9 protein-coding genes are annotated in these 25,176 nt (G+C 72.2%); 4 read left to right on the top strand and 5 right to left on the bottom strand.

The features are described from left to right. A partial coding sequence (locus tag H3C53_04305; protein ID MBW7915897.1) for an agmatine deiminase family protein occupies window positions 1-241 on the top strand: 241 nt, incomplete at its 5' end. 148 nt (window positions 242-389) lie between these two features. Beyond that, entirely contained in the window at window positions 390-1,436 is a 1,047-nt protein-coding gene (locus H3C53_04300) for an alcohol dehydrogenase catalytic domain-containing protein (protein ID MBW7915896.1), read from the top strand. A 66-nt stretch (window positions 1,437-1,502) separates the two neighbouring features. On the opposite strand, the gene H3C53_04295 is transcribed toward H3C53_04300, so the two are convergent. The 3 genes from H3C53_04295 to H3C53_04285 all read right to left on the bottom strand — a co-directional run bounded on the left by H3C53_04295 (window position 1,503) and on the right by H3C53_04285 (window position 21,494). Then, window positions 1,503-3,944: an Ig-like domain-containing protein gene (locus H3C53_04295; GenBank protein ID MBW7915895.1), complete on the bottom strand. Its 2,442-nt coding sequence runs from the start codon at window positions 3,942-3,944 to the stop codon at window positions 1,503-1,505. A 94-nt stretch (window positions 3,945-4,038) separates the two neighbouring features. Then, on the bottom strand, window positions 4,039-8,766 hold the full coding sequence (locus H3C53_04290; protein ID MBW7915894.1) for a hypothetical protein: 4,728 nt from the start codon (window positions 8,764-8,766) through the stop codon (window positions 4,039-4,041). After that, window positions 8,763-21,494: a DUF11 domain-containing protein gene (locus H3C53_04285; protein MBW7915893.1), complete on the bottom strand. Its 12,732-nt coding sequence runs from the start codon at window positions 21,492-21,494 to the stop codon at window positions 8,763-8,765. The genes H3C53_04290 and H3C53_04285 overlap by 4 nt, the downstream gene beginning before the upstream one ends. Window positions 21,495-21,793: 299 nt before the next feature. Between H3C53_04285 and H3C53_04280 the strand changes: the two genes are divergently transcribed. After that, on the top strand, window positions 21,794-22,927 hold the full coding sequence (locus H3C53_04280; GenBank protein ID MBW7915892.1) for an agmatine deiminase family protein: 1,134 nt from the start codon (window positions 21,794-21,796) through the stop codon (window positions 22,925-22,927). Continuing rightward, window positions 22,920-23,813, top strand: coding sequence for an N-carbamoylputrescine amidase (gene aguB, locus H3C53_04275; GenBank protein MBW7915891.1), 894 nt, complete (start codon window positions 22,920-22,922; stop codon window positions 23,811-23,813). The genes H3C53_04280 and aguB overlap by 8 nt, the downstream gene beginning before the upstream one ends. 95 nt (window positions 23,814-23,908) lie before the next feature. Here aguB and H3C53_04270 read toward each other — a convergent pair whose 3' ends face one another. Both H3C53_04270 and H3C53_04265 read right to left on the bottom strand, forming a co-directional pair. Further along, a complete protein-coding gene (locus tag H3C53_04270) occupies window positions 23,909-24,382 on the bottom strand; it encodes an RES family NAD+ phosphorylase (GenBank protein ID MBW7915890.1) in 474 nt (157 codons plus the stop codon). After that, window positions 24,379-24,885: a DUF2384 domain-containing protein gene (locus H3C53_04265; protein ID MBW7915889.1), complete on the bottom strand. Its 507-nt coding sequence runs from the start codon at window positions 24,883-24,885 to the stop codon at window positions 24,379-24,381. The genes H3C53_04270 and H3C53_04265 overlap by 4 nt, the downstream gene beginning before the upstream one ends. Between the last annotated feature and the right edge of the window lie 291 nt (window positions 24,886-25,176).

The raw sequence follows: 25,176 nt of genomic DNA, 5'->3' as shown, positions 1-25,176 counted from the left end.
GGCCCTCGAGGCCCTCACGCCCCTGTTCCCGGGCCGCGAGGTGATCGGCCTGAGCGCCGTCAGTCTCATCACGGGCGGTGGGGCCTTCCACTGCGTGACGCAGCAGCAACCAGAAGGAGAGCCAGTACGTGCCTGGCGCGGCCCATCACCGCCCCACCCCGGAGGGCGCCGTCCGCGTGGCGGTGGTGCAGATGAGCCGCAGCCACGTGCTGGAGGAGAACCTGGCGAAGGCCGAGGCTGATGCGCCGGGCTGTGCCGACGCGGTCGTCCCTCGCGACCGTCCCGAAAGGATCACGCTAGCACCTCCGCAGCGAGACGGGGTTGCCCGCCCGCACCGGGGTCGCGGGCTCCTGGCTCGCCCTACCTGGCACCGACGCTAGTATCGGTCCATGCGCGCCATCCTCCTCGAGCAGCCCAACGCCACGCCCACCCTCACCGCCGTGCCCGACCCCACGCTCGAGCCCCACGGCGCCGTCGTGGCCGTCCGCGCCACGGGCGTGTGCCGTAGCGACTGGCACGCCTGGGTGGGGCACGACCCCACCGTCAGGTGGCCGCACGTGCCGGGGCACGAGTTCGCGGGCGAGGTGGTGGCGGTCGGCGGCGCCGTGCGGCACGTCCGCGTGGGCGAGCGCGTCACTGCCCCCTTCTGCTGCGGCTGCGGCGCCTGCGCCGAGTGCGCCTCGGGTCATCAGAACCTGTGCGAGCGCGAGTACCAGCCGGGCTTCGACGGCTGGGGCAGTTTCGCCGAGTACGTGCACGTGCCGTGGGCCGACGTGAACCTCGTGCGGCTCCCCGACGACCTCGGCTACCGCGAGGCGGCCAGCCTCGGGTGCCGCTTCACCACCTCGTTCGCCGGCCTGGTCCACCAGGCGGGGCTGGCGCCGGGCGAGACCGTGGTCGTGTACGGCTGCGGCGGGGTGGGCCTCTCCGCCGTGGCCATCGCCGCGGCGGCAGGTGCTCGCGTCATCGCGGTCGACGTGGTGGCGGACAAGCTGGCGCTGGCGCGCGAGCTCGGGGCCGCGGAGACCGTGGACGCGAGCACGGCCGACCCGGTCAGCACCGTGACCGACCTCACGGGTGGCGGCGCGAACGTGAGCGTCGACGCGCTCGGCAGCACGCGGACGATGGCCCAGGCGCTGAACTCACTCCGCACGCGCGGCAGGCACGTGCAACTCGGCCTGCTGCTAGGCGACGACCTCACGCCGCGCACGCCGCTCGAGCGCGTGATCCGCCGCGAGCTCAAGGTGCTGGGCAGCCACGGCATGCAGGCGTGGCGCTACCCGGACATGTTCTCCTTCATCAGGTCCGCGGGCCTGCCGCTAGGGAAGCTCATCGGCGCAACGCGGCCGCTGGCGGAGGCCGGCGCTACACTGGAGAGCATGGCGCGCTTCGCTCCGGTTGGCGTCACCATCTTGGAACCCGCGGCGGCGCGCTAGGCGCCGCCGCGAGGGGCCGACCGTGAGACCGACCTCGGCGCCGGCGCGACCGGGCCGAGGGCAGGCTCACGGGAGGGTGAAGGACCACCGCACGGTCCGTTGACGAGTGTCCGTGAACGGCCCGTCGGTCTCGGTCTCGGACTCCTCGATCACGTCGGACCACGCTCTCGCGTTGGGGTCCAGCCTCGTGTCTGCGTGCGCGCTGACGCTACCGGACCAATCGTCGTACTCGTAGGTGTTCTCTTCATGACGGTCGGGGGGCGGATCGAAACAGTCCTCGCTTGGACCCGTGAAGGTGACTTCCCACGTCTCGCTCTCGCTGTACGTCTCCCTTGCGAACCAACCATCGTAGTCGAACCAGAGACTGTAGCCGGGATCACCGAAACTCACCTCTAGAGAGGGTGCCGCCCGCCCTCCCGCCTGGGGCCGGGCCGTCGCCCTCGAGGTATACCGCCGGAGCCGGCGGGCCGTATAAGGGCATTCCTCGTCCGTCGTGACCGTGTAGTAATCCTCAACCTCGCTGTCGAACTCGTAGACGACGCTGCCCGAGAGGACCTCCAAGGTGACACCGTCCACCAGCACGTCGACCTTGATCCTCTCCTCGCTATGGCCACGGGAGTAATCGCCGCCCTCGACCCACTCGTCTTCTTCGACTATCACCTCCTCGTACTCGAAGGTCCCCACCCCGGACACCGGCTCCCCGGGCTGAGCGACCCCGATCTCGAGGAACCCGACCCCCGGCATCTTCGTCTCCACGAACGCGATGAAGTTCGAACCGATCTCGCCGTCCACCGTGGCGGCCCAGGGCACAGAGAACTGGGTCTGGCCGGGCGCGGCCGTGACCTCGTAGGCGAAGATCAGGGAACCCTCGCCGCGCCGGTAGACCCTCACCCGCTTGACGTTGTAGCCGAGGACGGGGAAGTCGACGGTGGCGGGGTCGAGCGTCACGACGAAGGTGACCACCTCGCCCACCGTGAACGCCTCCCGGTCGGCCCTGACGGTGCCGGTTGGCGAGCGCCCGAGCGACTGCCGGTACGGGAACTCGAACTCGCCCACCTCCACCTGGATGAGCCCGAGGAACGCCTCGAAGTCGTCGCCGGCGCCCACGGACGCCACGAACGAGGCCTCGTACGACGCCGCGACGTCGGGGTCGTCGGCCTGCACCTTCTCGCTGGCTACCTCCGCCTCCAGCAGGAGGCCCGCCTCCGCCTCGATGGCCTCCACCCGCAAAGCGCGCACGAACCGCGCGCCCCCCTCCAGCTTCGCGAACAGGAACGGCTTGGCCTCCAGCTTGATCGTGTTGAGACCGAGCGATGAGGGTAGGCGCGGCTCCACGCCCCCCTCCAGGATCGACCCGAGCTCGTTGACCGCCACGCACTCGGCCTGACAGTCGAAGCCTGCGCGGAAGGTCGCGCCGACTCGGGCGTTCGCTGCCAGCCCCACCCCGGCGATCGGCACCTCGCCACCCAGCGTGAACCCGGCCCCGACGGGCACGACCGCCCCGAGGAAAAGGCCGAGCGGACCCGGCAGCGGCACCGTGATCTCGCCGAACGTGAAGGTGCACTCGATCTCGCCCGCGATTCCGGCCTCCAGCATGGGAGTGACGGCGATGGTGACCGTCGGAGCGCCGCCAATCACGATGGCCTTCCTGTCCTCGTTCCACACGACCTCGTAGGTCAGGTTCATGGCGAAGTCGAGGTCGGCCTGCTGTAACCCGATCGTGACGGCCTGAGCCTCCGCCTCGCACTTGAACCTGCCGGCCTGCCACTCGGCCTGCGGCTCGAGGGCGGCACCGGCGGTCACGGTCCGAGGTCCCCGCAGCCGAGCCCGCAGCGACCCGTCCGGCGCCCTCGTGGTACTGAAGGCGCCCAGGTTCTCCACCGCCGGCGTGAACTCCACGGTGGCCAGGTCGAGCTTCGCATCGAGCTCGAGGCCGGCGAAGAGCTCGCCAAGTGACACCATCTCGAGCGTGACGACCGCGCCGGCGACGGCGACGACCCGGCCGGCCACCGCCTTCGCGCCGCTCGTCATCAGGACCGCGCCGACCGGCGGTGGTTCCGCCCCCACCAGCTTGACGCGGTACTGGTAGCCGGGTCCGAAGGGAGTCCCCTCGCTGACGGGCACGGCGTCGCCGTCGACCTGATCGTCGGACACGATTACGGCCCCTGCCACCGGCTCGGCCGCCACGACGAGCACGCTCGCGGCGGCCTTCCCCGCCCGGGCGGTCACGACGGCCGACCCGATGCTCCGGGCGGCCGTCACGACGCCGTCCGCCACGCCCACGTCCCCCGGGGCGCTCGATTCCCACGTCACCGGCACGTCCATGACCGCGCCGAACTGGTCGAACACCCGCGCCGTGAGGGTCCGCTCCGGGGCGCCCGGGGTGAGCAGCACACCGGTGGGCGAGACCTCGACACGGGTGGGGACGGGGGCGGGCGGTCCCCCGCATGACACCAGGACCAGGACCAGGCAGGCGAAGGTGAAGAGACCCCGTACGAGCACCGACATACACGGACCTCCTGCGCCAATCGTGAGCGAGTGAACTATCTTAGCAGATCATCGACCTCCGCAGGGCACAAGCGCACTAGTGCCGCCCCACCCGTCAGAACTGTCCGCCCGTGACGAGGTCGAGCCTCAGGTAGAGGCCGCCCCGACTGTCGCTCGTTATGCCCTCGAAGCCGCCGAACGTGTACCCCACGGCGAGCCACGCCTCGTCTACGATGCGCGCCTGCGCCTCGGCGCTGACGCCGTAAGACATCGAGTCGGTGCCCGGCTGCCACAGCGCGTGCCCGCCGAGACCAAGGCCGATCGTCGTGTGCCACTCCGCCAGCGTGGGCGTCAGGTAGCCCACGGCGAAGAGCGAGGCCTGGTAGGCGCTGCCGTCGGGGTCGTCGAGCATGACGCGGTAGGCGAGGTCGGGCCTGAGCTGCAGGCGGTTGGCGAAGTTGAGGGTCGGCGCCACCTCTCCCTCCAGTACGGAGCCGGCCGCCCGGTTGGTCATCCGGTGGTACGTGAGGAAATCGAGCGGCCCGCGCTTCAGGGAGTAGGCGACCCCGAAGCGCCCCTCCAGCTCGGGCACGACCTGGTAGTTGGCGTCGAACGAGAGCGCCTGGTCCTCGCCGAGCTGCCCGGTGGCGCCGGCGCGGAGCACGACCTTGAAGCCGGCGTCGCCCGTGGCCACCTCGCCGCCCACCGTGGCCACGAAGCCTTGCGTGCGGTAGCGCAGCGCGGCGCCGGCGTTGGCGCCGAGGCTGCCGTCCTCGAAGGAGCTCGTCACCCCGCCGGTGAGGTCGAGGCTCAGCTCGCGGGTGAGTGCGAACGGAGCCCGCACGCCGAAACGCGCGCGGTTGCCGGCACCGGAGGCAGTGGGGAGCTCGTAGCTGAGGCTCAGCTCGCTCGCGCCTATGCGCTGCGTGAGGCCGAGCACGCCCGCCACCTGCACGCCCCAGGTGACCTCGGCGCCGACCGTGGCCGTGAGGTTCTCGGTGAGGTCGTAACCCACCTTCAGGTCCGTGACCCCGTGGGCGTCCGCCGAGAACGGCTGCGTGTGCAGCGCGCCGACCGTGAGGCTTTCGCTCCGCAGGTCCACGCCCGCGAGGGCGCTGGTGAGCCCCAGCTCCCAGGTGCGGGCCAGACCGGCCGAGAGCGTGAGCTCCCGCCCCTCCGCAAGGTCGAAGCGGTGCGCGTAGCCGAGGGTGGTGGTGTTGCGCCGCGCGGTCACGTGCCTCAGCGACACGCGGTCCTGCGGCGTGAGGGCGAAGCCGACCTCGGCGCTGCCACTGAGCGCCCCGCCCGGGGTCAGCTCCAGCTGGTAGGCGCCCCGCGCGTCGAGGCGCTCCCCGCGCCAGTCCAGCGAGGCGCCCAGCCGGGCGGTGGCGGCTAGCTCGACGCCCACCTCGGCCTTGAGGCCCTCGGCGCGGTAGCGCGCGCCGAAGCCGCCGATCACCGTGTCGCGCGGGGCGGCGTCGGGCGCGTATACGACCCGCAGGCTCTGCGGGTTCATGGCGGCGTCGTACGGGGCGAGGGGAGCCATCAGGGTGATGGCCCCCAGGTAGTCGTCGATCACGTAGTCGCGGCCCCGCTCGAGCTCGCGCTCGGAGTCGCCCGCCACCACGTACACGCGCTCACTGCCGCGGCTCACGGCCTCGCCCAGGCCGTAGCGCCGGGTGCCGTCGCCCGCGAAGGTCTGCTCCCTCACCCCGCTGGCCACGAGGGCCGCGTAGCCCTGCAGCTCTAGGCCGGGGGTGAGGGTCACCGTGCCGTGAGCGCCCGTCAGTCGCGGCAGACCGCTGAGGCCGGGCACGCGGGCGGCGTCCTCGAGGTAGCCGACCCGGAGCCCCGGCGTGGAGTAGAGGACGGCGAAGCCGTCGCTGCTCGCCAGGGTCGGGGCGGCCTCGGTGCCCGTTCCGGCCAGCGGGAACCGCTCCGAGTCGCGCGGGTCACGCGCCAGCGAGCGGTCCACGTCGAGACCGCCCGGTCCGGCGCCCGCGTCGAGGGCGGCCTGCAGGGTCCCCTCCTCGCCGACGGGCAGCTCGAGGTACCCGCGGCCGAAGCCGCTCAGGCTGGCGGGGGCGGCGAAGCTAGCGGTCACGCTCAGCTGGGCCTGGTAGAGGCCCGTGCGCGTGCCGAGCACGTCGACGCGGGCGTCGACGGCGACGTCGCCCGCCGCCGTGACGGCCAGGGCGCTCACGCTCAGGGGCGCGGCGGTGGCGGCGGGCGCGAGCTCGAAGCGGCCCACCCCGCCCACGAGCAGCACCTGCTGCCCGCTCACCAGCGGGTCGGCGTCGGCGGTCACGAACTCGCGGTCGGCCGCCACGCTCACCAGCCCGTCGCCGATCGGGTTCCCGGCCGCGTCCAGCGCGACCAGCTCCAGCACGAGCGGGTTGCGCCCGTCGGCCACGAGGCGCACGGGGCGGATGTCGAGCCGCTCCACGTCGCCAGCGAGGCGCGCGGCGCCCACGAGTTCTGTCGGGAGTAGGGCTTCCTCGCGGCCGTTCAGCGCGTCCCGCCCGAGCGAACCGACGAGCGCCCGCTCGCGCTCGGCGTAGAGGGTGGTGAGTTGCGGTTCCGCCAGGGGCGGCAGGGCCGTCTCGTGCGCCACCTCGTAGCTGAGCGTGCCCGCCTCGCGCCACGGCAGGAGCCAGACGAGCGAGGTCCCTTCGGCCGTCTCGCTCACGGTCGGGTCGGCGACGCTCAGGCCGTCGAGGACCGAGCTGCCCGCCACGTAGCTGCCGCCCTCGGGCGGCGTGTGGCCAAGCAGGAGCCCCTCGCCCTCACCGGTGACATCGACGCACGCGGCGTCGGTCACCGGGTCGGTGCCGAGGGGGAGCGGTATCAGCACGCTTCCCTGAACGTTGCGGTCAGAGACGTTGCGCGCCTGGAGCACCAGCGTGACGGTGCCGGCGGCCTCGTCGCGCCTGACGTCCGAGAAGTAGACCTCGAGGTCGCCTGCTGGGCTGGCCTCGGGCCTGAGGCGCGGGTCGGCGTAGGCCCCGGGGTCGACGACGCGCACGTTCAGGAACTGCGTGACGCCGTCACCCGGCCCGAGCGGCGGCAGCTCGCAGCGCAGCACGCGGCCGGCCTGGAAGGAGAGGTGCACCGTGGAGCGGCGTTCCGTCTTGAACACGGGCGGGTACGGCTGGACCTGGGGTTCGGGCTCAGGTTCGGGTGTAGGCGTCTCGGGCTCAGGCTCGGGCGTCTCGGGCTCGGGCTCGGGGGCGGGCGCCTCCGGTTCGGGTTCCGGTTCGGGCGCGGGCTCGGGCGCGGCGGGGGGCGCCACGACCCTCACGGGCTCGTCGGCCGTGAGCTCCCAGGGGGCCAGGTCGGCGGTGGCGGCGTGATCGCCGACCGCGGCGCCGTCGGCGGGGACCGTCAACACGAGCGGGCTGCCCGCGGAGAGGGTGCCCGTGAGCTCGGCCGGGCCGGCCGGGGCGAGTCCGGGGGGCAGGGTGATGGCGAGGGTGCCCGGCAGCTCACCCTCGAACAGGGTGGCTCCCGTGGCGGTGAACACGAAGCGCTCGCCGAGGGTGCGCTCGAAGACGTCGACGGTGAGGTCGAGCGTCACACGGGGCTCGATCACGAAGTCGACGCGCTGGTGGTCGCCCTCGGCGAGCACCACGGCGGAGGGGCCGGAGACGCGGGCGCCGGGCACCGCCGGCACGCGGAAGACGTGGACTCCGGGGTCGAGTTGGACGGTCGTCTCGCCGCTGGCGGGCAGCTCGAGCGGGGAGCGGTCGAGCTTGAGCGCGAGAGGGTAGGGGGCCGCGTGGCCCGGGTAGACGAGCGTGGCCGTCACGGTGAGCGTCGTGACCGGCGCGGGAACGCGCCTCGCGACGAAGATGGCCGTGCCGCCCTCGCTGCCGAAGTTGACGCGGCCGGGCTCCAGCACGACGCCACCCTCGGAGCGCGTGTCGACGAGCTCGTAACGCTCGGGCAGGCCGGTCAGGACCACGGTCCTGAGGTCGCCCTCGGTCTCGATCCTGTAGTTGCCCGCCAGCCTCGTGCCCTCCACGTCGACGATGCGCACGTCCACGGGCGCCTGGCGCATGAACTCAAGGCCGGTGGGCGTGCTCAGGAGGCGCGAGTCGGCGCGGAGCCCGATGGTGTTGGAGTGCTGGTACGCCCCCTCGGGCTGGTAGAAGCTGAACGTGTAGGTCCCTGGCTGGCCGAGGCGGATGGTGCTCCACTCGAGGTCGCCGGAGACGGGGATCTCGAGGGGCCCTGACGGCGTGTCCAGCCGGCCGCGCAGCTCGCCGGGGCCGTCGCCGTCGTACAGCTCGAAGGTGGCGGGCGCGTGGGCCGCGTCCACCTCGACCGTGAGCACCTCCTGGAGTTCGTGCCCGCGAACGTTGAAGAGCATGGTGGCGCCGGCATCGAAGTAGATGGCGGCCGCCGGTTCGCTCTCCAGCGTGTAGACGAACGTGTTCTTCCCGAGACCCTCGAAGGTGCTGCGCAGCGAGTACTCGCCCGCCCCCAGCTCCCCGTCGAAGAGCACGGCCGTGGCGTGAGGCTCGACGCCGAAGGAGCGTTCGAACACCACCACGCCGCTACGCGCGAGCGAGAAGCGCGCGCTCACGTCGCCGTCACCGCCGTCGTAGCGCTCGTCGCCGAGCTCCGGGAGGCCCGCCAGCGAGGCGCGGTAGTCGTCGGGGTCGAAGCCCGGCGAGTAGACCTCGAGCCGCACCCGGCTCGGCTCCAGCAGCGAGACGACCACGTCGAGTTCGTCTGCCTCCCAGCCCAGCCGGTCGCCCGGGACGGTGGCGGTCAGGGTCTGCGCGGCGGCACCGGCGAGGAGCGTAAGCGCGAGGAGCGCGCTCAGTATGCGGTTCATCTGTAGCTCCACTCGATCTCGGGGTCGGTCAGCTGGGACCCGAGAGGCAGGTCGTAGGTGATCACGGTGGCAGGCTCCGCGGGCGCCACCACGAAGGTGCGGGCCTCGCCGCCCGGCACCGGGTCGGTGATCAGGATGGCGGGCCAGTCGCCGGCGAAGTCGACCTCGAGTACGACGCGCACGGCGTCAGGCAGCTGCAGGAGCGACTTCCTGAGGCTCACCGGTCCGAACGTGATCACGGTCTCGCGCACCGCGCCGGCCAGCCCCTCGGGGAGGCCGAACGGGAAGTCGCTCACGGTGAGGCCGCGCACGTTCACGAGGTGCTGGCGCGGGTCGCGCAGCTGCTCGGGGTGCGGCCGCGGCGTGTACGGAGCCGTCATCCGGTCGACCATGACGGTCCAGGGTCCCGCCTCCAGGTCCCTGAACGCGTAGTTGCCCATGGCGTCGGTGAGGGTCTGCCAGCCGTTGCTGAGCACCACCCGCACGCCCGCCAGGGGCGCGTCGATACCGTGCGTGAAGCGGTCGTCGCGGTCCACGTCGAAGTAGACGCGGCCGATCAGCGTGGCCTCCTCGAGTTCGAACACCCCGCGCTCGACGCTCACGGCCGCGTTGGCCGTGGCCCTGATGGGGGCACCGTGGCCGGTGTTGCCGCTCAGCTCGACCGCGTTGACGAGGAGCTCGGGGGCGCCCGGCGCGACGCGCAGCTCGTAGGTGACGGTGAGCCGCTCGCCGGCCGCCAACACGAGGCCACGCCAGCTGAGCACACCGGCCTCGCGCTCCTCGGGCTCGGCGCCGCCCGTGGGCGCGGCCTCGGGCGGCGCGAACGCTGCGGTGCCCGCCACGTAGACGGTGCCCTGAGGCAGCCTGTCGGTGAGGTCGAAAGCGGTCGCCACGTCGTTCGGGTTGACGACTACAACCGTGTAGGCCACGCGGTCGCCGATGGCGAAGGGGCCCTGGGCGGCCTGCTTCGTCAGGAGCATGTCGGCGAGCGCCTCGAAGTCGACGGGGGTCGGCTCGCTGTGGTACGAGGGCCCCCGGCCGCTCGGATCGGGGTCGTCCCCGTTTGTGGAGGTGTCGGCCACCTCAGTGCCGTCGGGCGCGGTGCCAGTGGCGAAGGCGGAGTTGTCGATGCGGGTCACGCCCTGGGCTGGGGTGATGCCGGCCAGGCGGATGGTCAGGGTGGCGCTCCCGCCCACGGGCAGGCTGTTGCCAGGAGCGAGCAGCTCCACGTCGGAGCGGCCGTCGAAGGCCGGGTTGACGGCCAGATCGCCGGAGGCCACGCTCACGCCGGCCGGGGTCAGGTCGGTGCCGGCGTAGAAGTCGGTGAGAGGATCCGTGATGCTCAGGTCGAGGAGCGGCGCGTCGCCGTAGTTCCTGACCAGGAGCGTGAACACCACGTCGTAGCTGCCGCCTTCGGCGCGCGTCTGGGCAGCCGCCTTGGCGAGGCCGATGGCGGGCGCCTGCCCGAGCCGCACGGGCGTGGGGACGGAGTCGTTGCCGGGGTCACCGTCGCCGTCGGGATCCGGGTCGGTGTCGTCGGTCGAGGCGTCGGGCTCGGCGGGGGTGCCGTCCGGGCTTGCGCCCGTGGCGATGGCCGTGTTCAGTGTGTCGACGGGGGCGAGGAGCCTGAAGCCCGTGAGCGTCAGGGTGATCGCGGCGCGCGCTCCCACCGCCAGGCTGTTGCCGGGCGCCAGGAGGCGCGGGTCGGCCAGGCCGTCGTAACCCGGGTTGGTGGCGAGGTCGCTTGAGGTAACCGAGACCTGCGCGGGCGTCAGGTCGGTGAGGGAGTAGATGACGCTGAGGTCGTCCCTCACCTGCAGGTCGACTAGCGGGGTGTTGCCGTAGTTGCCGACGACGAACTCGAAGGTCACGTCGAACGTGCCGTCCGGGTTGGCAGTCACGGCGGCGCGCTTGGCGACGCCCACGCGTGGCGCGGGCTCGAGCACCACGGGGGTGGGCGCGTCGTCGTTGGTGGGGTCGCCGTCGCCGTCTGGATCGGGGTCGGCGCCGTCCTGGCTAGTGTCCTGAGTGGGTGTGCCGTCTGGGCTGGAGCCGGCGCCAAGGGCGCTGTTGAGGAAGCTCGTCTGCGTGGTCGGCGTGACCGGGTCGAGGACGAGGCTCACGACGGCTTCGGCCCCCGCCGCCAGGGTGGCGCCGGGCGCGAGGAGCTGCATGTCGGCGAGGCCGTCGAACCCGGGGTTGACGGGCAGGTCGGCCGAACTGGCGCTCACGGCGGACGGCGCGAGGTCGGTGCCGGCGTAGAAGGCGCTCAGGTCGTCCTCGAGGCTCAAGCCCCGCAGCGGGCCGTTCCCCATGTTGACGAGCCGCAGCGTGAACTCCACGCGGTAGCTGCCGCCTGGGTTCTGGCTGACGGTCGCGCTCTTCGCCACGCCGAGGCGCGGCTCGGCGACGAGTTCGACGGGCGTGGGTTCGGAGTCGTCGGTGGGGTCGCCGTTGCCGTCGGGGTCGGGGTCGAGGCCGTCGGTGGAGCGCTCCGGCGGCGCGGGGGTGCCGCTCGGGGTCTCGCCGCCCGCCTCGGCCTGGTTGGTGAAGCTCGTGCGCGCCTGGACCGCCAGCCCGCTGAGCGTGAGGGTCAGTTCCGCCCTCTGCCCGACGAGAAGGCCCGCGCCGGGGCCGAGCAGTTCCGTGTCGGTCAGGCCGTCGTACGCCGGGTTGAGCAGCAGGTCGGCCGAGGCAGTGCTCACCCCGGCGGCGGTGAGACCCGCGTCGGCATAGAAGTCGCTCAGGTCGTCTTCGAGGCTGAGGTTCACGAGGTCCGCGTTGCCCTGGTTGGTCAGCACGAACGTGAACCGGACGGTGAAGGTGCCGTCGGGCGCCTGGCTCACCGCGGCCGCCTTGGCGACGCCGAGCAGCGGCCTGGCGACCAGCTCGAGGGTGGTGGGCACGTCCACTCCCGCCTCGGGGGTGGTGCCGTCGTTCGAGCGGTCGCTCGTGCGGTTGCCGCCGGGCCCGCTCGCGGTGGCGAGGGCGCTGTTGACGAGGCTGGCGCCGTTCACGTGCGGGGTCACGCCCGTGAGCGTCACGGTGATGGTGCCGACCCCGCCCACGGGGAGGCTGTCGGTGCCGCTCAGCATGCGTTGATCGGCGGCGCCGTCGTAGCTGGGGGAGGCGGTGAAGTCGGAGCTGCTCACGCTCACCTGGGCGGGTGTCAGGTCGGTGCCGGCGTAGTAGTCGGCCAGGTCGTCGACGACCTGCACGCCGCGGAGGGTCGTGTTGCCGACGTTGGCCACCGTGAGCACGAAGGTGACGTCGAAGCTGCCGCTCGCGTTCACGACCACGCTGCCGCGCTTGGCGAGGGCTATCCGCACCACGGCGCTCAGGTCGATGGGGGTCGGCACCTCCTCGCTCGGGACGCCGTCGCCGTCGGGGTCGGGCTCGAGGCCGTCGGTGGAGCGGTCGCTCACGGGCGTGCCGTTGGGCGAGGTGCCGCCGGCGACGGCGCTGTTGGTGGTGCTGGTGGCGGTCGTCGGCCTCACGCTCCGCAGCCGCACGCTCACCTGGCGTTCGGCTCCCACGGCGAGCACGTCGTTGCCCATGAGGACCTCGGGGTCGCTCCTGCCGTCGTAAGCGGGGTTCACCGTGAGGGTGCTGCTGACCGCGCTGACGCGCTCCGGCGTGAGGTCGGTGATGGCGTAGATGCCGGTGAGGGGGTCGGTGACGCGTAGCCCGCGCAGGGGCACGTCGCCCATGTTGCGGACGGTGAAGGTGAGCTCGATGTCGAAGCTGCCGTCGTCGTTCATCGTCACGGCGGCGCTCTTGGCGAGGCCGATGAGGGGCGCCTCGCCGAACGTCACCGGGGTGGGGACGTCCTCGTCCGGCACGCCGTCGCCGTCTGGATCGGGGTCGAGGCCGTCGGTGGAGCGATCGGTTACGTCGCGCCCGCCCGGGCTCGTGCCGCTGCCCACCGCCTGGTTGGTGTGAAGCCCCAGGCGCTGGGGCGTGACGCGCACCACGAGCCGCACGGCGGCGCTGGCGCCGGCAGCGAGGGTGTCGGTCCCGAGGAGGAGCCGGCGGTTGGCGCCGCCATCGAAGGCCGTTGGGACGGCCGGGTCGGGCGCCACGGCGTTGACGGCGAGGGTGGGGCTGTAGAGCGAGAGGACCGTGTAGGTTCCCGGCCCGAAGGCGGCCTCCAGGTCGTCCTCAAGCTGCAGACCGCGCAGCTCGACGTCACCGTAGTTGGTGAGTACGAAGTCGAAGCGCACGTCGAAGCGGCCGTCGCCAACGGGGGTCACGGCGGCGCTCTTGGCCACGCCGAGGACCGGGTCCTCCGTGATGGTCGCGGTGGTGGGACCGGCGTTGTTGGTCGGGTCGCCGTCGCCGTCCAGGGCGGGGTCGTCGCCGTCGGGCTGGCCGGCGTCGGGGTCGGTGCCGGCGTTGGAGTCGTCGGTCACGAGCTGGCCGCCGGGGCTCGTGCCCTGCGCCAAGGCATGGTTGGCCAGCTCGAGGCTGCCGCTCGCGAGGGCGGCGCCGGGCCGGAGTGTGACGACCACGAACACGTTGCCGGTGACGAGCTCCGTGGCGGAGTAGCCGAGGGTCTGACCGGCGGCGAGGACCTCGCTGCCGGCGGCGCCGTCGTAGGCCGGGTTCGCCGCGAGGCTACCGCTCACGGCCGTCACGGACTCGGGAACGGCGACGGCCAGTTGCGTGAGGAGGTCGTCCGTCAGGTAGAGGTCGTGCAGGGGTACGTCGCCGTGATTGCGGAGGGTGAACTCGTACGCCACCTGGTAGGTGCCGTCGCCCACGTTGCGGGGGTTGGCCTGCGCCCCGGCGCCGAAGTCGAACGTGCTCGGCACGCCCTTGGCGAGGCCGATGATGGGCGTCTCGAACGTGAACGGCGTGGGGCTCACGTCGTTGCGGGGGTCGCCGTCGCCGTCGGGGTCCGGGTCGGTGCCGTCGACGGAGTCGTCCGCCACGCGGTCGCCGTCGGGGTTCTCGCCGGACGCGGTGGCCCGGTTGAGGTAGGTGGTGCTCGGGTCGACGGGGACGGCGCGCACCGTCACGGTCACGGTCCCTGTGTCGTTCGTCTGGCCCTGGCTCCCGAGGAAGCTGGTGGGGGCCAGGAACTCGGTCACCTGCGCGGGGACGGGCAGTTCGACGGCCACGAGCGGCGCCGTGGCGGTCACGGACGTCACCAGCCAGGTGGTGCCGTCCGCGAACGCGGCGCCGAGGTCGTCGTGGAGGCTTACGCCGTTGAGCTGGGCCTGGCCGAAGTTGCGGAGGGCGAACTCGAAGGTCACGTCGAAGGCGCCGGGCTGGCCGGTCACGGCGACCACGTCCACGAAGCGCTTTGCCACGCCGATGCTCGGGTCGTCGTCGAAGTCGATGACGGTCGGGTTGCCGCTCGGCGCGGCGGCGGGATCGCACCAGTCGCTCGCGGTGGCGGTCACGGAACTCGTGGCGCCGACGCCGTAGAGGGGCGCCTGGCCCTCGGCGGTCGCGTTCACCTGGTAGTGGAGCTGGTTGCCCGGCACCACGGTGAGCTCGAGCGCGAACCGGGCGAGGTTCGGAAGCGTGGCGTCGGCCGCGGCCTGGTCGGCCGTGTACAGGGTGGTGCCGGCCGGGAGGAGCTCCCAGCCGCCCGCCCCGCCGTAACCGGCGGCCGGAGCGACGAGGCTGCCGGTGGCGGCGCTCACCCCGTCCAGCACGTAGCTGTCGGCGGCCGCGAAGACCGCGTTCAGGTCGAGGACGGCGGAGGCGTCGTCGAGCCGCAGGTCGCCGCGGTTCTCGACCCGGACGGCCAGCCGGACGGCGTAGGTGCCCAGGGTGGCGGTCGGCAGCGCCGACTCGAGGCAGGTGCCGATCACGAGGTCCGGCGCGACCTGGAACTCCACCGTGTCGCTGGCGCCGGCGGTCACGTCGCGCCCGAGCGGGGTGGCGCCCGTCACGCCGGCCGCGTTCGAGTAGGCGACGCCCGAGTGCTCGGGTACCACGGTGACGGTGAGGATCAGCGTCTCCTCCGCGCCGGCGGGGAGCCAGCTCGCAGAGGCGTCGAGGAGAGCCGTGTCGCTCACCCCGTCGTAGGCCGCGTTCGGCACCAGGGTGGTGCCGGGGGTCACCGCGGCCACGCTGGCGGCCGTGATTGAGCTGCCCGCGCCGAAGGCGGCGGCGAGGTCATCCTCCAGGCGGAGGTCGCGGAGGGGCAGGGGGCCCGTGTTCGTGACCACGAGCCAGTACTGGAGGGTGAAGCTGCCGTCTTGGTGCGAGACGAGCTGAGCGGCCAGGTGTTCCTTGGTGAGGGCCACGCCGGCCGTCTCGGTGAAGGTCACCGGGGTCGGCCCGGGGGTGGCGGTCGGGTCGCCGCCGTTCGCCGACGGGGCGGGCGGGGCCGGGATGCCGCCAGGGGTGGTGCCCGTCGCCGTGGCGCTGTTCTGGTAGGTGCCGAGGGCGTCCACGTCGGCGAGCTGGACGCTGACGTCGAGGAGGATGACGACCTCCTCGCCGGGCGCCAGGCCGACCGTGCCGGGCAGCAGGAGGGCGTGGTCCGTGACCCCGCCGCTCACCGCGCCGTAGCCCGGGTTGGCGCCGGCCACGGCCGCACCGCCGATCGTCACGCTGGTGACGGTCGCCGACAGGACGCTCACGCCGCTGCCGCTCGGGAAGGTGGAGCCGAGGTCGTCGGTGACGACAACGCCCGCGAGCGGGGACGAGCCCAGGTTGCGGGCCACGAAGCGGAAAGTGAGGTCGTAGACGCCGCCGTCCGTGGTGGCGGGACCTGCGGCCACGGCCTTGGCGAGGCCGAGCAGCGGTTCGGCCATCTCGACCGTCTCCTCCGCCGAGCCCGTGTAGGTGCGCTCGGCGCCGCTAGGGCTGCCGGTCTGGTTGTGCGCGTCGTCGGGGGGGTCGGTGAGGGAGCTGGCCGTGTAGGTGGCGGTGTTCTCGACGACCTGGCCGGCGGCCACCGCGTCGGTGACGAGCACGTCGTATTCGATCAGGAGGGCCTCGCCGGGCTGAAGGGCCGGCAGGGCCACCTCGAGCGGCGCGGACGGGGCGGGAACGGTGGTCACGGCGCCACCGGGCAGCGTGACGCGGACGGCCAGAAGCGTGAACTCGGCCGGGATGGCGTCGGACACGACGACCTGCTGCGCGGCCACGGCGCCGGCGGCGTTCGTGAGCGTCACGGCGAAGGTGACGGTCTCGCCGATGTCGGCGTTGACCAGGCCCGCGCGCGCCTCGCCCGTGCTCGACCAGCCGGTGCTGCCGCTCACCACGCCCTTGGTGATGCTCAACGCCGGTTCGCGCACGGTGACCGTCGCCTCGGCGGCGGCACGCTCCGTACCGCCGCTGCTCACGGCCGCGCGGTTCGTGAGCCCCACGCCGTCCTGGTTCGCTGCATCAGTGGCGACGACCACGTTGTACTCGAGGACGAGGAACTCCTCAGCGGCGTCCGACGCCGCGTTCGTGACGTCGCCGAGCTGGAGGGTCACGCCCCCGGCCGCGAACGCCACGTTGGCGGCGCCCAACAGGAGCGAGTTCGTGTCGTTCAGCACGTTGGGTAGGGCGGCCGGGGCATAGGTGGGAGCACCCGCCAGCGCCGCGCCGCTCACGGTAGCGCCCGCGGCGACGAAGGCCGCTCTCACGCCTGCGGCCGCGACCGGGGTCAGGCCGCTGGGGAGGACGTCGTCGAGGTGCAGCGCGGTCGTGACGCCCTCCGGCAGGCCGACCACGAGGCGGTAACGGACCACCTCGCCTATCACGACGTCGGCGCCGGCGGTGTGCGGCTCGCTGGTCGCCTGCACGCCCTTAGCGAGCGACAGGTCGCGCGTGGTGAAGCTCGCGTCGTCCGTGACGGGCCCGTAGGCGCGCTCCGGGCCGCTGGCGCTGCCTGTCTCGTTGCCGGGGTCGCCGGCAGCCGTGCCGTCCTCGGGGAGGCCGGTCCAGGTCAGGCTGGCCACGTTGTCAACGGCCGTGCCGGGCTCGAGCCCCGCGACGAGGCGCCCGGTCACGGTGACGGTGACGACCTCGCCCAGCGCCAGCGCCTGGGCAGTGACGGTGAGCACGCCCGCCCCGTCGATCGCGGCCGCCGCGCCCGCCGGGCCGGCAACGCCGGTCACGGTGAGGTCGGTCAGCTCGCTCGGGAGCGTGTCCTCGACCGTGAGGTCGAACGCGTCGGCCGTGCTGGCGGCGGCGTGCGAGAGGCCGATGGTGTAGGTGACGAGGTCGCCGGCGTCGAGCGCGCCGTCGGCGGCGTCGACGCTCTTGGCGACCGTCAGGACGGGCTCCACGACAGTTACGGTGCTGGTGGCGCTCGGGCTGTTCACGCCGTTGGCGCTGGCGGAGAAGGTGTTCGTGAGGCCGGCCCCGGCGACCGCGGCGGCCACGTCGGTGACGGTGGCGTTGAACTCGATGACGACGCAGGTGGGCGAGTCGTCGAGGTTGGCGTTCGTCACGTCGCCGAGGTCGAAGGTGACCTGCTGGCCATTAGCAACCACACGCGTGCTCGGCAGGGCGAACGTCGGCGCGCTCACGCTCGCCGGGCAGTCGCTACCCGTCAGGGCGCCCAGCAGGTCGGCGGCCACGGCGAGTCCGGTGCCGTGCAGCGCCACGCGCACGAGCGGGGTGCCGCTGAGCGTCAGCCCCGCCGGGAGCTGGTCGACGAGGGCGTAGCCGTCGTTCACGCCCTCGGGCACGCTGACCTCGAGGCGGTAGCGGACGACCTCGCCCACGGTCACGTTCGTGCCGCTGGTGTGCGCCTCGGAGGTGCCGACCACGCTCTTCCGGGGCGCCAGCCCGCGGGTCAGGAAGCTCACGCTCGCCGAGCCGGCGTACTCGCGCTCGCCGTCGGCGGTGCCGGGAGCGCCCGGCGTGCCGCCCCCGGTCGGGTTGGTGGCGGTCCCGTGATCGCCGGGGAGGCTCGAGGCGGCGTACGTGGCCGTGTTCAGGACGTTGGTACCCGACGGCACGGAGGTCGCCAGCGTGGCCTGGATGGTGAGCGTGACGCTCCCACCGGAGGCCAGCGAGTCGGCATTGACGGTGATGGTGCTCCCCGCCACGCTGGCGGCTGCACCCACCGCTCCCGTGCTCGTCAGGGTGTGGGAGCCGTAGACGACGTGCGCAGGAAGCTCGTCGACGAGCTCCAAGTCGAAGGCGGTGAGGGAGTCGGCGGCCGCGTTACGCAGGATGACCGTGTAAGTGATGGCGTCGCCCGCGTCGATGTCGCCGGCGGGGTCGACCGTCTTGGTGGCGCTGAGGCGCGGCTCCGTGACCCTCACCTGCGCCTCAGCGGAGGTGACGGTCAAGCGGGCGGGTCCATGGGTGGCCGTGAAGGCGTTGCGCTTGAGGCGGGCGGCGTTGTTGACGCCGGCGGTCCCGTTGTTGGCCGCCACGTTCCGCACCAGCACGTTGAACTCGAGGACGAGCCGCTCGACGGCGGCGTCGTCGGCGGCGTTCCTCACGTCGCCGAGCGACAACGTGAGGGTGGTCCCGGCGAGGCCGACGCGCGCGGCAGGAACCTCAGCCGAGTTAGCCGCGTCCAGGACGCCCGCCGGGGGAGCGGCGGCCGCGGGCGGCGTGAGCCACGGCGTGCCGTCGGTGGCGTGAAGCGAGAGGGCGCCTGCCGCCTGGCTCACGGCGGCCAGCCGCACACCGGTGCTCGCCTGGTAGGCGAGGCCGTTGGGAAGCGCGTCGGTGATGACGAGGTCGGAGGTCTGCCCCTCCGGCACCGTGATCTCCAGGCGGTAGCGCACGACCTCACCCACGGCCACGGGCCGGGCCGTGCCCGTCTCGGGCGAGTGAGCCTCGCTCGTCGCCACGACCCGCTTGAGCACCGCGGGCGCGACGACGGAGATGGTCACGCCGTCCGTGATGAGGCCGGGGCCGGTCAGGTTGTTCCCGCCCGCCTGAGCGGCGTACTCGGTGACCGCGGAGACGATCGTGAGGCTCTGCCGGCTCTCCGTGTCCTCGGGCAGTCGCACCTGGTAGGTGAGGTAGAGGATGTTGCTCCCCGTGTCGTTGGCGGTGCCGTCCGCCATGACGGCGCGCTCCAGGACCGGACCGGGCAGGAAGAGCCCCGCCGCGCTGAACAGTGCTGTCTCGGCCCCGGCGGGCAGGGCCACGGCCGCGCCGTCGCCGCGGCTGGCGCTCAGGCTGCCGGCCACCACGTCGGTGGGGCTCAGGCCGAGAGGCAGGCTCTCGCGCAGCCGGACGTCGTAGGCGCCGTCCTTGCCGCGCCCGTGGTTCTCGACGATCACGAGGATCGTCGCCACGTCGAGGGCATCCAGGCCGTGGACGTCCAGGTCGTAGAGCGGGTCCTCGCGCTGGAGGGCATCCGAGCCGCTCACGAGGGGCACGGGCACGGTGACGGGCAGGCCCAGGGGCGCACCGTCGAAGGCGGAGTTGCCGGTCACGGCGATCACGCCGTTCGAGATGTTGAGCGCGGGGCGCGTGTACTGGAGCTGGACCGTCTCCTGATCGATGCTCTGCCGGCTGCGCGAGTTGCTGTCGCTGGCCTGGAGCATGTTCGTGATGTACAGGCCGTCGGCGAGGGCGGTGTCGCTCACCTCGAGCGTCACCAGCAGCTCGATCACGCTGGGCGCGGCCACGCCCCCCACGACCGCCAGCTCGCCGAAGTCGACGTGGAAGGAGTTGGAGTCGGCGTCGACCGTCACCGTCCGGGCGAGCGCGTCGTACCCGGCCGGCTCGAGCTGACCGGCCGCCGCGTGTGCGGCCACGTCGGCGGCGAAGGTGGAGCCGGGGCCGTAACAGATCTCGTTCACTGCCGGCGCGACACCCACGCACTCGCCCACGAAGTCGAGGGCTGCCGGCACCGCGAAGACCGGCAAGGGCACGTAGTCGGAGACGACGAGGTCCTTGAAGGAGAGCGCGCCCAGCACGGTGCGCAACCTGAAGGTGACGAGGTCGCCGTTGCTGACGGGCGGCGCGGCCCCGCTCGGCGGCACGCCGTCCACGAAGGTGATGGCCTTGGAGGTCTCTAGCCCCACGACCACTACGTGGGCGTCGCCGCCGTCGCTGTCGAAGCGGCCGGTCTTGAGGCCCGTGTAGGCGTCCACGATCTCGCCCGTCGCCACGGCCTCGTTGGTCAGGACGTCGTTCTGCACGACGTGGTCGGAGCTGACGGGGACGCGGTAGTCGTTCAGGACCCGCGCCCGGTAGCTGATGGTGCCGGTGGTGGAGTCGGTCGCTCCGGTGAGGCAGCCATGGTCGACGCCGCCGAAGGAGTCGTCCACGCAGGCGCCGGTGAGGGTGAGCTGCCCGAGATCCGCCAGCCAGGCGCTCAGGTCGATGCTGAGCGAGACGCTGCCGTCGGCGTTGGTCGCGGTGCTCAGGTAGGCGTCGCTGGTGACGCCGCCATGCTCCACCCCGCGCCGCGTGTAGGAGTCCAGGGTGAGGCTCCCCGGCACGTACTCGAGGCCGTCCTCCATCCGGTCGACGATGACGACGTCGTCGAAGACGGAGACGTCCGAGACCTGCAGGTCGAGCACGAACGTGACGACGTCGCCTGGCCTCACGTCCTGGCGCTTGCCGCCGCGGGCACCGACCCACTTCTGGAGGCGCAGGGTGCCGTTCGCCTGCTCAGGGTGGTAGTCGGCGGTGTTGCCGATGTCGACCTCGAACTCCGACTCCCCGGCGAGGTCGCGGCCGGCTGGCACCGCGCCGTTACCTGTCCAGTGGGCGACGTACGCAGCCTGGTTGAGGCTCTGCTCCCGTCCGCCCGCGCCGGCCTGCAGCCCGTTGGCGTCGATCGACGGGATGTAGAAGCTGTAGGCCACGACCACCACCGCCGGTTGGTCGGGTGGCGCCGTCACCGGGTCGGTGAGCCGCACGGTGAACTCGGCGGCCGCGTACGGACCGGTGTCGCCGACCGGGAACGGCGCCGGGTCGGCGCCGCCCGCCACGCCGGCGCTCGTGATGGCGAAGTCGGTCGTGTGCGCCGCCGGGACGCCGTCAACCGACACGGTGAGCGAACCGCCCCGGATGACCAGGGCGGTGGGCAACGCGTCGGTGAGCTCCACGCCGGTGAGGGTCTGGCCGGGAGCGACGATGAACGTCAGCTCGTAGCCGTGTGTGAAGCTCTCGCCGACGGGCGTGTCGTGTTCGGGCGCGCCGAGGTCCTTGGCGAAGAGGGTGAGGGCGGGCGTGACGGTCGTGGTACTCGTTGCACCCCGCAGCTGCGGGTCGGCGCCGTTGTTGTCGAGGGGGTCCGCGCCGTAACGGAACCCCGGCACCACCTGCACCGGGATGGCCGTGTCCGGCAACGCGTCGGGGCTGAGGCGCAGGTGCACGTCTATGTCGAGGCTCGGTTGGCCCACCGTGACGGAGCCGAAGGGCAGCGTCAGGACCACGAGCTGGCCGCCGGGCGGTCCGGTGATCACGAGCGGGGAACCGTCGGGGGCGAGGGCGAACGGGTGTTGCGCCTGGCCGGTGGGTCCGAACGTGACGACGGTCTGTTCGAGGGCCCTGCCCAGGTACTCGGCGCCCGCCCACTCGAGCGGGTCGGGGCTGGTCGGCAGGACCAGGTCGAGGTAGGGGCCGTAGCCGACGTCCAGGCCGGCGCCGCCGTTCCAGAAGCTGACGGGGACGGTTACCTCGCTGCCGAGGAAACCGGTGGCGGAACCCACGGTCGCCGTCGGCACGGGCTGCGCCGAGGCGAAGCCGAGCGCCACGAGGGTGGCGAGCAGCGCCCGCGCTGCGAGCTGCCAGCAGGATCTCTTCCGAACCTCGAACATCTTCGTGATCGCCTCCGGCATCATGCTGTCGGCCAATTGGACGGCGCGCCGACCGCCTAAGCCGCCGGTCGACCGCCCCATCTGGTTGTCGCGCACGCGCGGGGGCCGCCGGGTCGCCGTCCACGACGCGAGTATCAGCGCATCCCCGCGAGAGATGCCTTGGGAAACGTATCCAAGCGGCGTTGGTGACCTTATGAACCTTCTCACTCTTCGCTTCGGTGGCTCCCCCAGCCGCCGTAGCGCCGCTCCGTGGCGCCCCGGCCTACACTGGGCAGACGATGGCCGCCTCACCCGCCCTCACCCCCGCCGCCCTCGGCTACCGCATGCCCCCCGAGTGGGCGCCTCACGCCGCCACCTGGACGTCTTGGCCGTTCGACGACGTGCTGTGGGTGGGGCACTTGGAGGGCGTCCGCCGCGAGTTCGCCGACCTGGTCGCCACGATGGCGCGCTTCGAGCCCGTTAACCTGAACGTGCGAGACGACGAGACGGAGCGCGACGCCCGTGCCCACATCGCCGGCGCCGCCGAGGGGGTGGCTGCCCGGCTCGGAGGCGACGCGACCGGCATAGCCGGCAACGTCCGCTACCACCGCCTAGCCCTCAACGACGTCTGGTTCCGCGACAACGGCCCGTTGTTCGTGACGCGTCCGGCCCCCGACGGCGAGGCGGCTAGCGGCGCCCGAGCCCGGGCCGGAGACGGGCCCGGCGACGCGGTCGTCGCCGCGCCCGACCGCGTGGCGCTGACCGACTGGGGCTTCAACGCCTGGGGCGAGAAGTACGCGCCCTGGCAGGACGACGACCGCGCCCCCGCCACACTGGCTGCCCGCCTGAACGCGCGTCGCTTCGTGGCGCCGGCCGTCATGGAGGGCGGCTCGCTCGAGCTGAACGGCCGCGGCGTCTGCATCACCACGCGCTCCTGCTTGCTCGAGGAGCACCGCAACCCGCAGCTCGGGCCGGCGGAGCTCGAGCTGCTGCTGCGCGACTACCTGGGTATCACCGAGCTCGTGTGGCTGGACGCCGGCCTCGAGGGCGACCACACGGACGGACACGTCGACACGATCGTGCGCTTCACCGACGACGACACGATCGTCTGCTCCGTCGAGCCGCGCGAGTCCGACCCGAACCACGCCACCATGACCGCCAACCTGCGCCGGCTGCGGGCGCTTAGGACGCCGAGCGGCGCGCCCTACCGCGTGGTCGAGCTCCCGCTGCCCGTGCGCCGCATGGAGCTGGAGGGCGAGCGCCTCCCGCCCACCTACGCCAACTTCTACGTGGGGAACGGCTTCGTGGTGGTGCCGCAGTACGGCGACGTCAACGACCAGCGGGCCCTCGAGGTCCTCACGCCCCTGTTCCCGGGCCGCGAGGTCATCGGCCTGAGCGCCGCCAGCCTCATCACTGGTGGCGGGGCGTTCCACTGCGTGACCCAGCAGCAGCCCGAGGGGGAGTTAGACCATGCCTGACCGACTCGTGACCGGCAACCCGGCGGCCGAGACCGTCCGCCTCGCGGTGGTGCAGATGAGCTGCAGCCACGTGCTGGAGGAGAACCTTGCGAAGGCCGAGGCGTTCGTCCGCGAGGCCGCGGGCAGGGGCGCCAACATCGTGCTCCTGCAGGAGCTCTTCGAGAACCTCTACTTCCCGCAGCTCGAGCGCGAGGAGCTGTTCGGCCTCGCCTTCCCGGTGGAAGGTCACCCGTTCCTCGAGCGCTTCTCCAAGCTCGCGGCCGAACTCGGCGTGGTGCTGCCGGTATCCTTCTTCGAGCACGCCGGCCAGGCGTACTTCAACAGCCTCGCCATGATCGACGCGGACGGGCGCGTGCTGGGCCACTACCGCAAGAGCCATATACCTGACGGGCCGGGCTACGAGGAGAAGTACTACTTCAACCCGGGCGACTCGGGCTTCAAGACGTGGCGCACGCGCTTCGGGAACGTGGGCGTGGGCATCTGCTGGGACCAGTGGTTCCCGGAGGCGGCGCGCATCATGGCGCTCAAGGGCGCCGACCTGCTCCTCTACCCCACCGCCATCGGCTCCGAGCCGGAGGAGGCGGGGGCCATCGACACGCGCGACCTGTGGCGCCGCGCCATGCTGGGCCACGCCGTCAGCAACGTGGCGTACGTGGCGGCCGCCAACCGCGTGGGCACGGAGGGCGGCACCACGTTCTACGGCTCGTCGTTCATCTCCGACTTCGCGGGCGAGCTGTTGGCCGACGCCGACCGGACCTCCGAGGGCGTGTTCACGGCCGACCTCGACCTGGCGCTGGCCCGCAGGCAGCGGGCGGGCTGGGGGTTCTTCCGCGACCGGCGGCCGGACCTGTACGGGGCGCTTCTCACGCTCGACGGGGAGGAGTAGCCAGTCGACCTCGCCAGCGGGCTTCTCGGCTGGGCGGAGCGCGAGGGAGTTGGAACCGCAACTGTCTCAGACGTGGGCCGCAGCGTGGGTGCGCTCTAGCGCCTGGCCTTGGCAGCAGCGATGAGTTGGACGATAGGGTCGTCCCATCGGAAGGCGCCTAGCGGGGTGATGTTCGCTTCATCGAAGCCCTGATGGTAGGGGTTGATGAGGTAGTTGTAGCCATGTTGGATGCGGACGCTGGGGACGCGGAGGGCAAGGCTGCGTTCTTGTTGGGCCCACTGGTCGCCGAACTTCTTGGTGGCGGGTTTCTCGCGGATGTCGAGGCCGGGGTCGGTGTGCATGGCGTCTTCGACTAGGCGCGCTTCGAGCTCGTATTGGAACAGTTGGTAACCGTCGAGGCTGTCGTAGTGCTGCCAGCCGCCTAGTACCTCGAGCGCGGCTAGGGCAGTGTGTTCGCTGGCGTAGGCGACGGGCTCGTCGTTGTTCCAGCGGCTGGCGAGGTTGGGCAAGGGTTTGAACGGGTGGCGTTGCTGGAGTTCGACCTGGTGAACGAGACGGTAGGCCCTCAAGTGTAGGAGCCGGCGAGGAGCGCGCTGACGAGGTCGTCCACGAGCTTGCGGCCGTAAGCGGTCTTGAGGAGCGTCAGCGGGGGTTCGTTATCGAGGGCGGGGTTGGGACGGCTGAACCATTCGCTTGCGCCGTCGGGGCCGAGGGCGGCGGCGACGTTCATGTACGTGTCTAGGATGGCGTGGGTGCGATCGAGGATGTCTTTGTCGAGGTTGTCGTTGCGGCTGAAGCGGCTTTCGCTGGCGCCGAGGAGGGCGCTGGCGTCGGCGCGGCGCGTGTGGAGGAGCTCCGCCAGGCGGTCGCGGACGTGTCTCGCACCGACCTTCGAGGCCACGGGGGCGTCACGGATGAGGATGTCGGAGAGGGTATGGGGGTCGACGCCGGTGAGGTCGTGGAAGACGGCGTTGGTGGCGCGCCGGCTAGAGTGCGCTCCGCCCTCTTGAAGGGAACGCTGGATCGCCCTGCTCACGGCCCTGTGGGCCGTGTCTGAGCCTACGTCGGCCATGACCTAGTCTACCTTGCGTATGCAAGGCAACTACCTTGCAGGATCACACTCGTGGGACGTCGATGCTCGCCGAGGGAAAGAGCTCGAACGACCTGACGGATCCCTCGACCTCGACTACCAGGTGGATACCGCTCGTTACCGTGATTCGATTGCGCACATACGCTGCAGGACAAGCAGCGATCGCGCCGTCTCCACTGGCCATGGCGTGGGTGAGGGTGTCCTTGGCGGAGATGGCCAGCTCACGGCGGTCGTTGCGCCCGGGCTCTGCTTCGAGGCGGACCACCTGCCGAC

Source organism: Trueperaceae bacterium (assembly GCA_019454765.1).
GTDB lineage: Bacteria > Deinococcota > Deinococci > Deinococcales > Trueperaceae > JAAYYF01.
The sequence above is the reverse complement of the archived record's forward strand: the minus strand, read 5'-3'. Positions and strand labels throughout refer to the sequence as shown.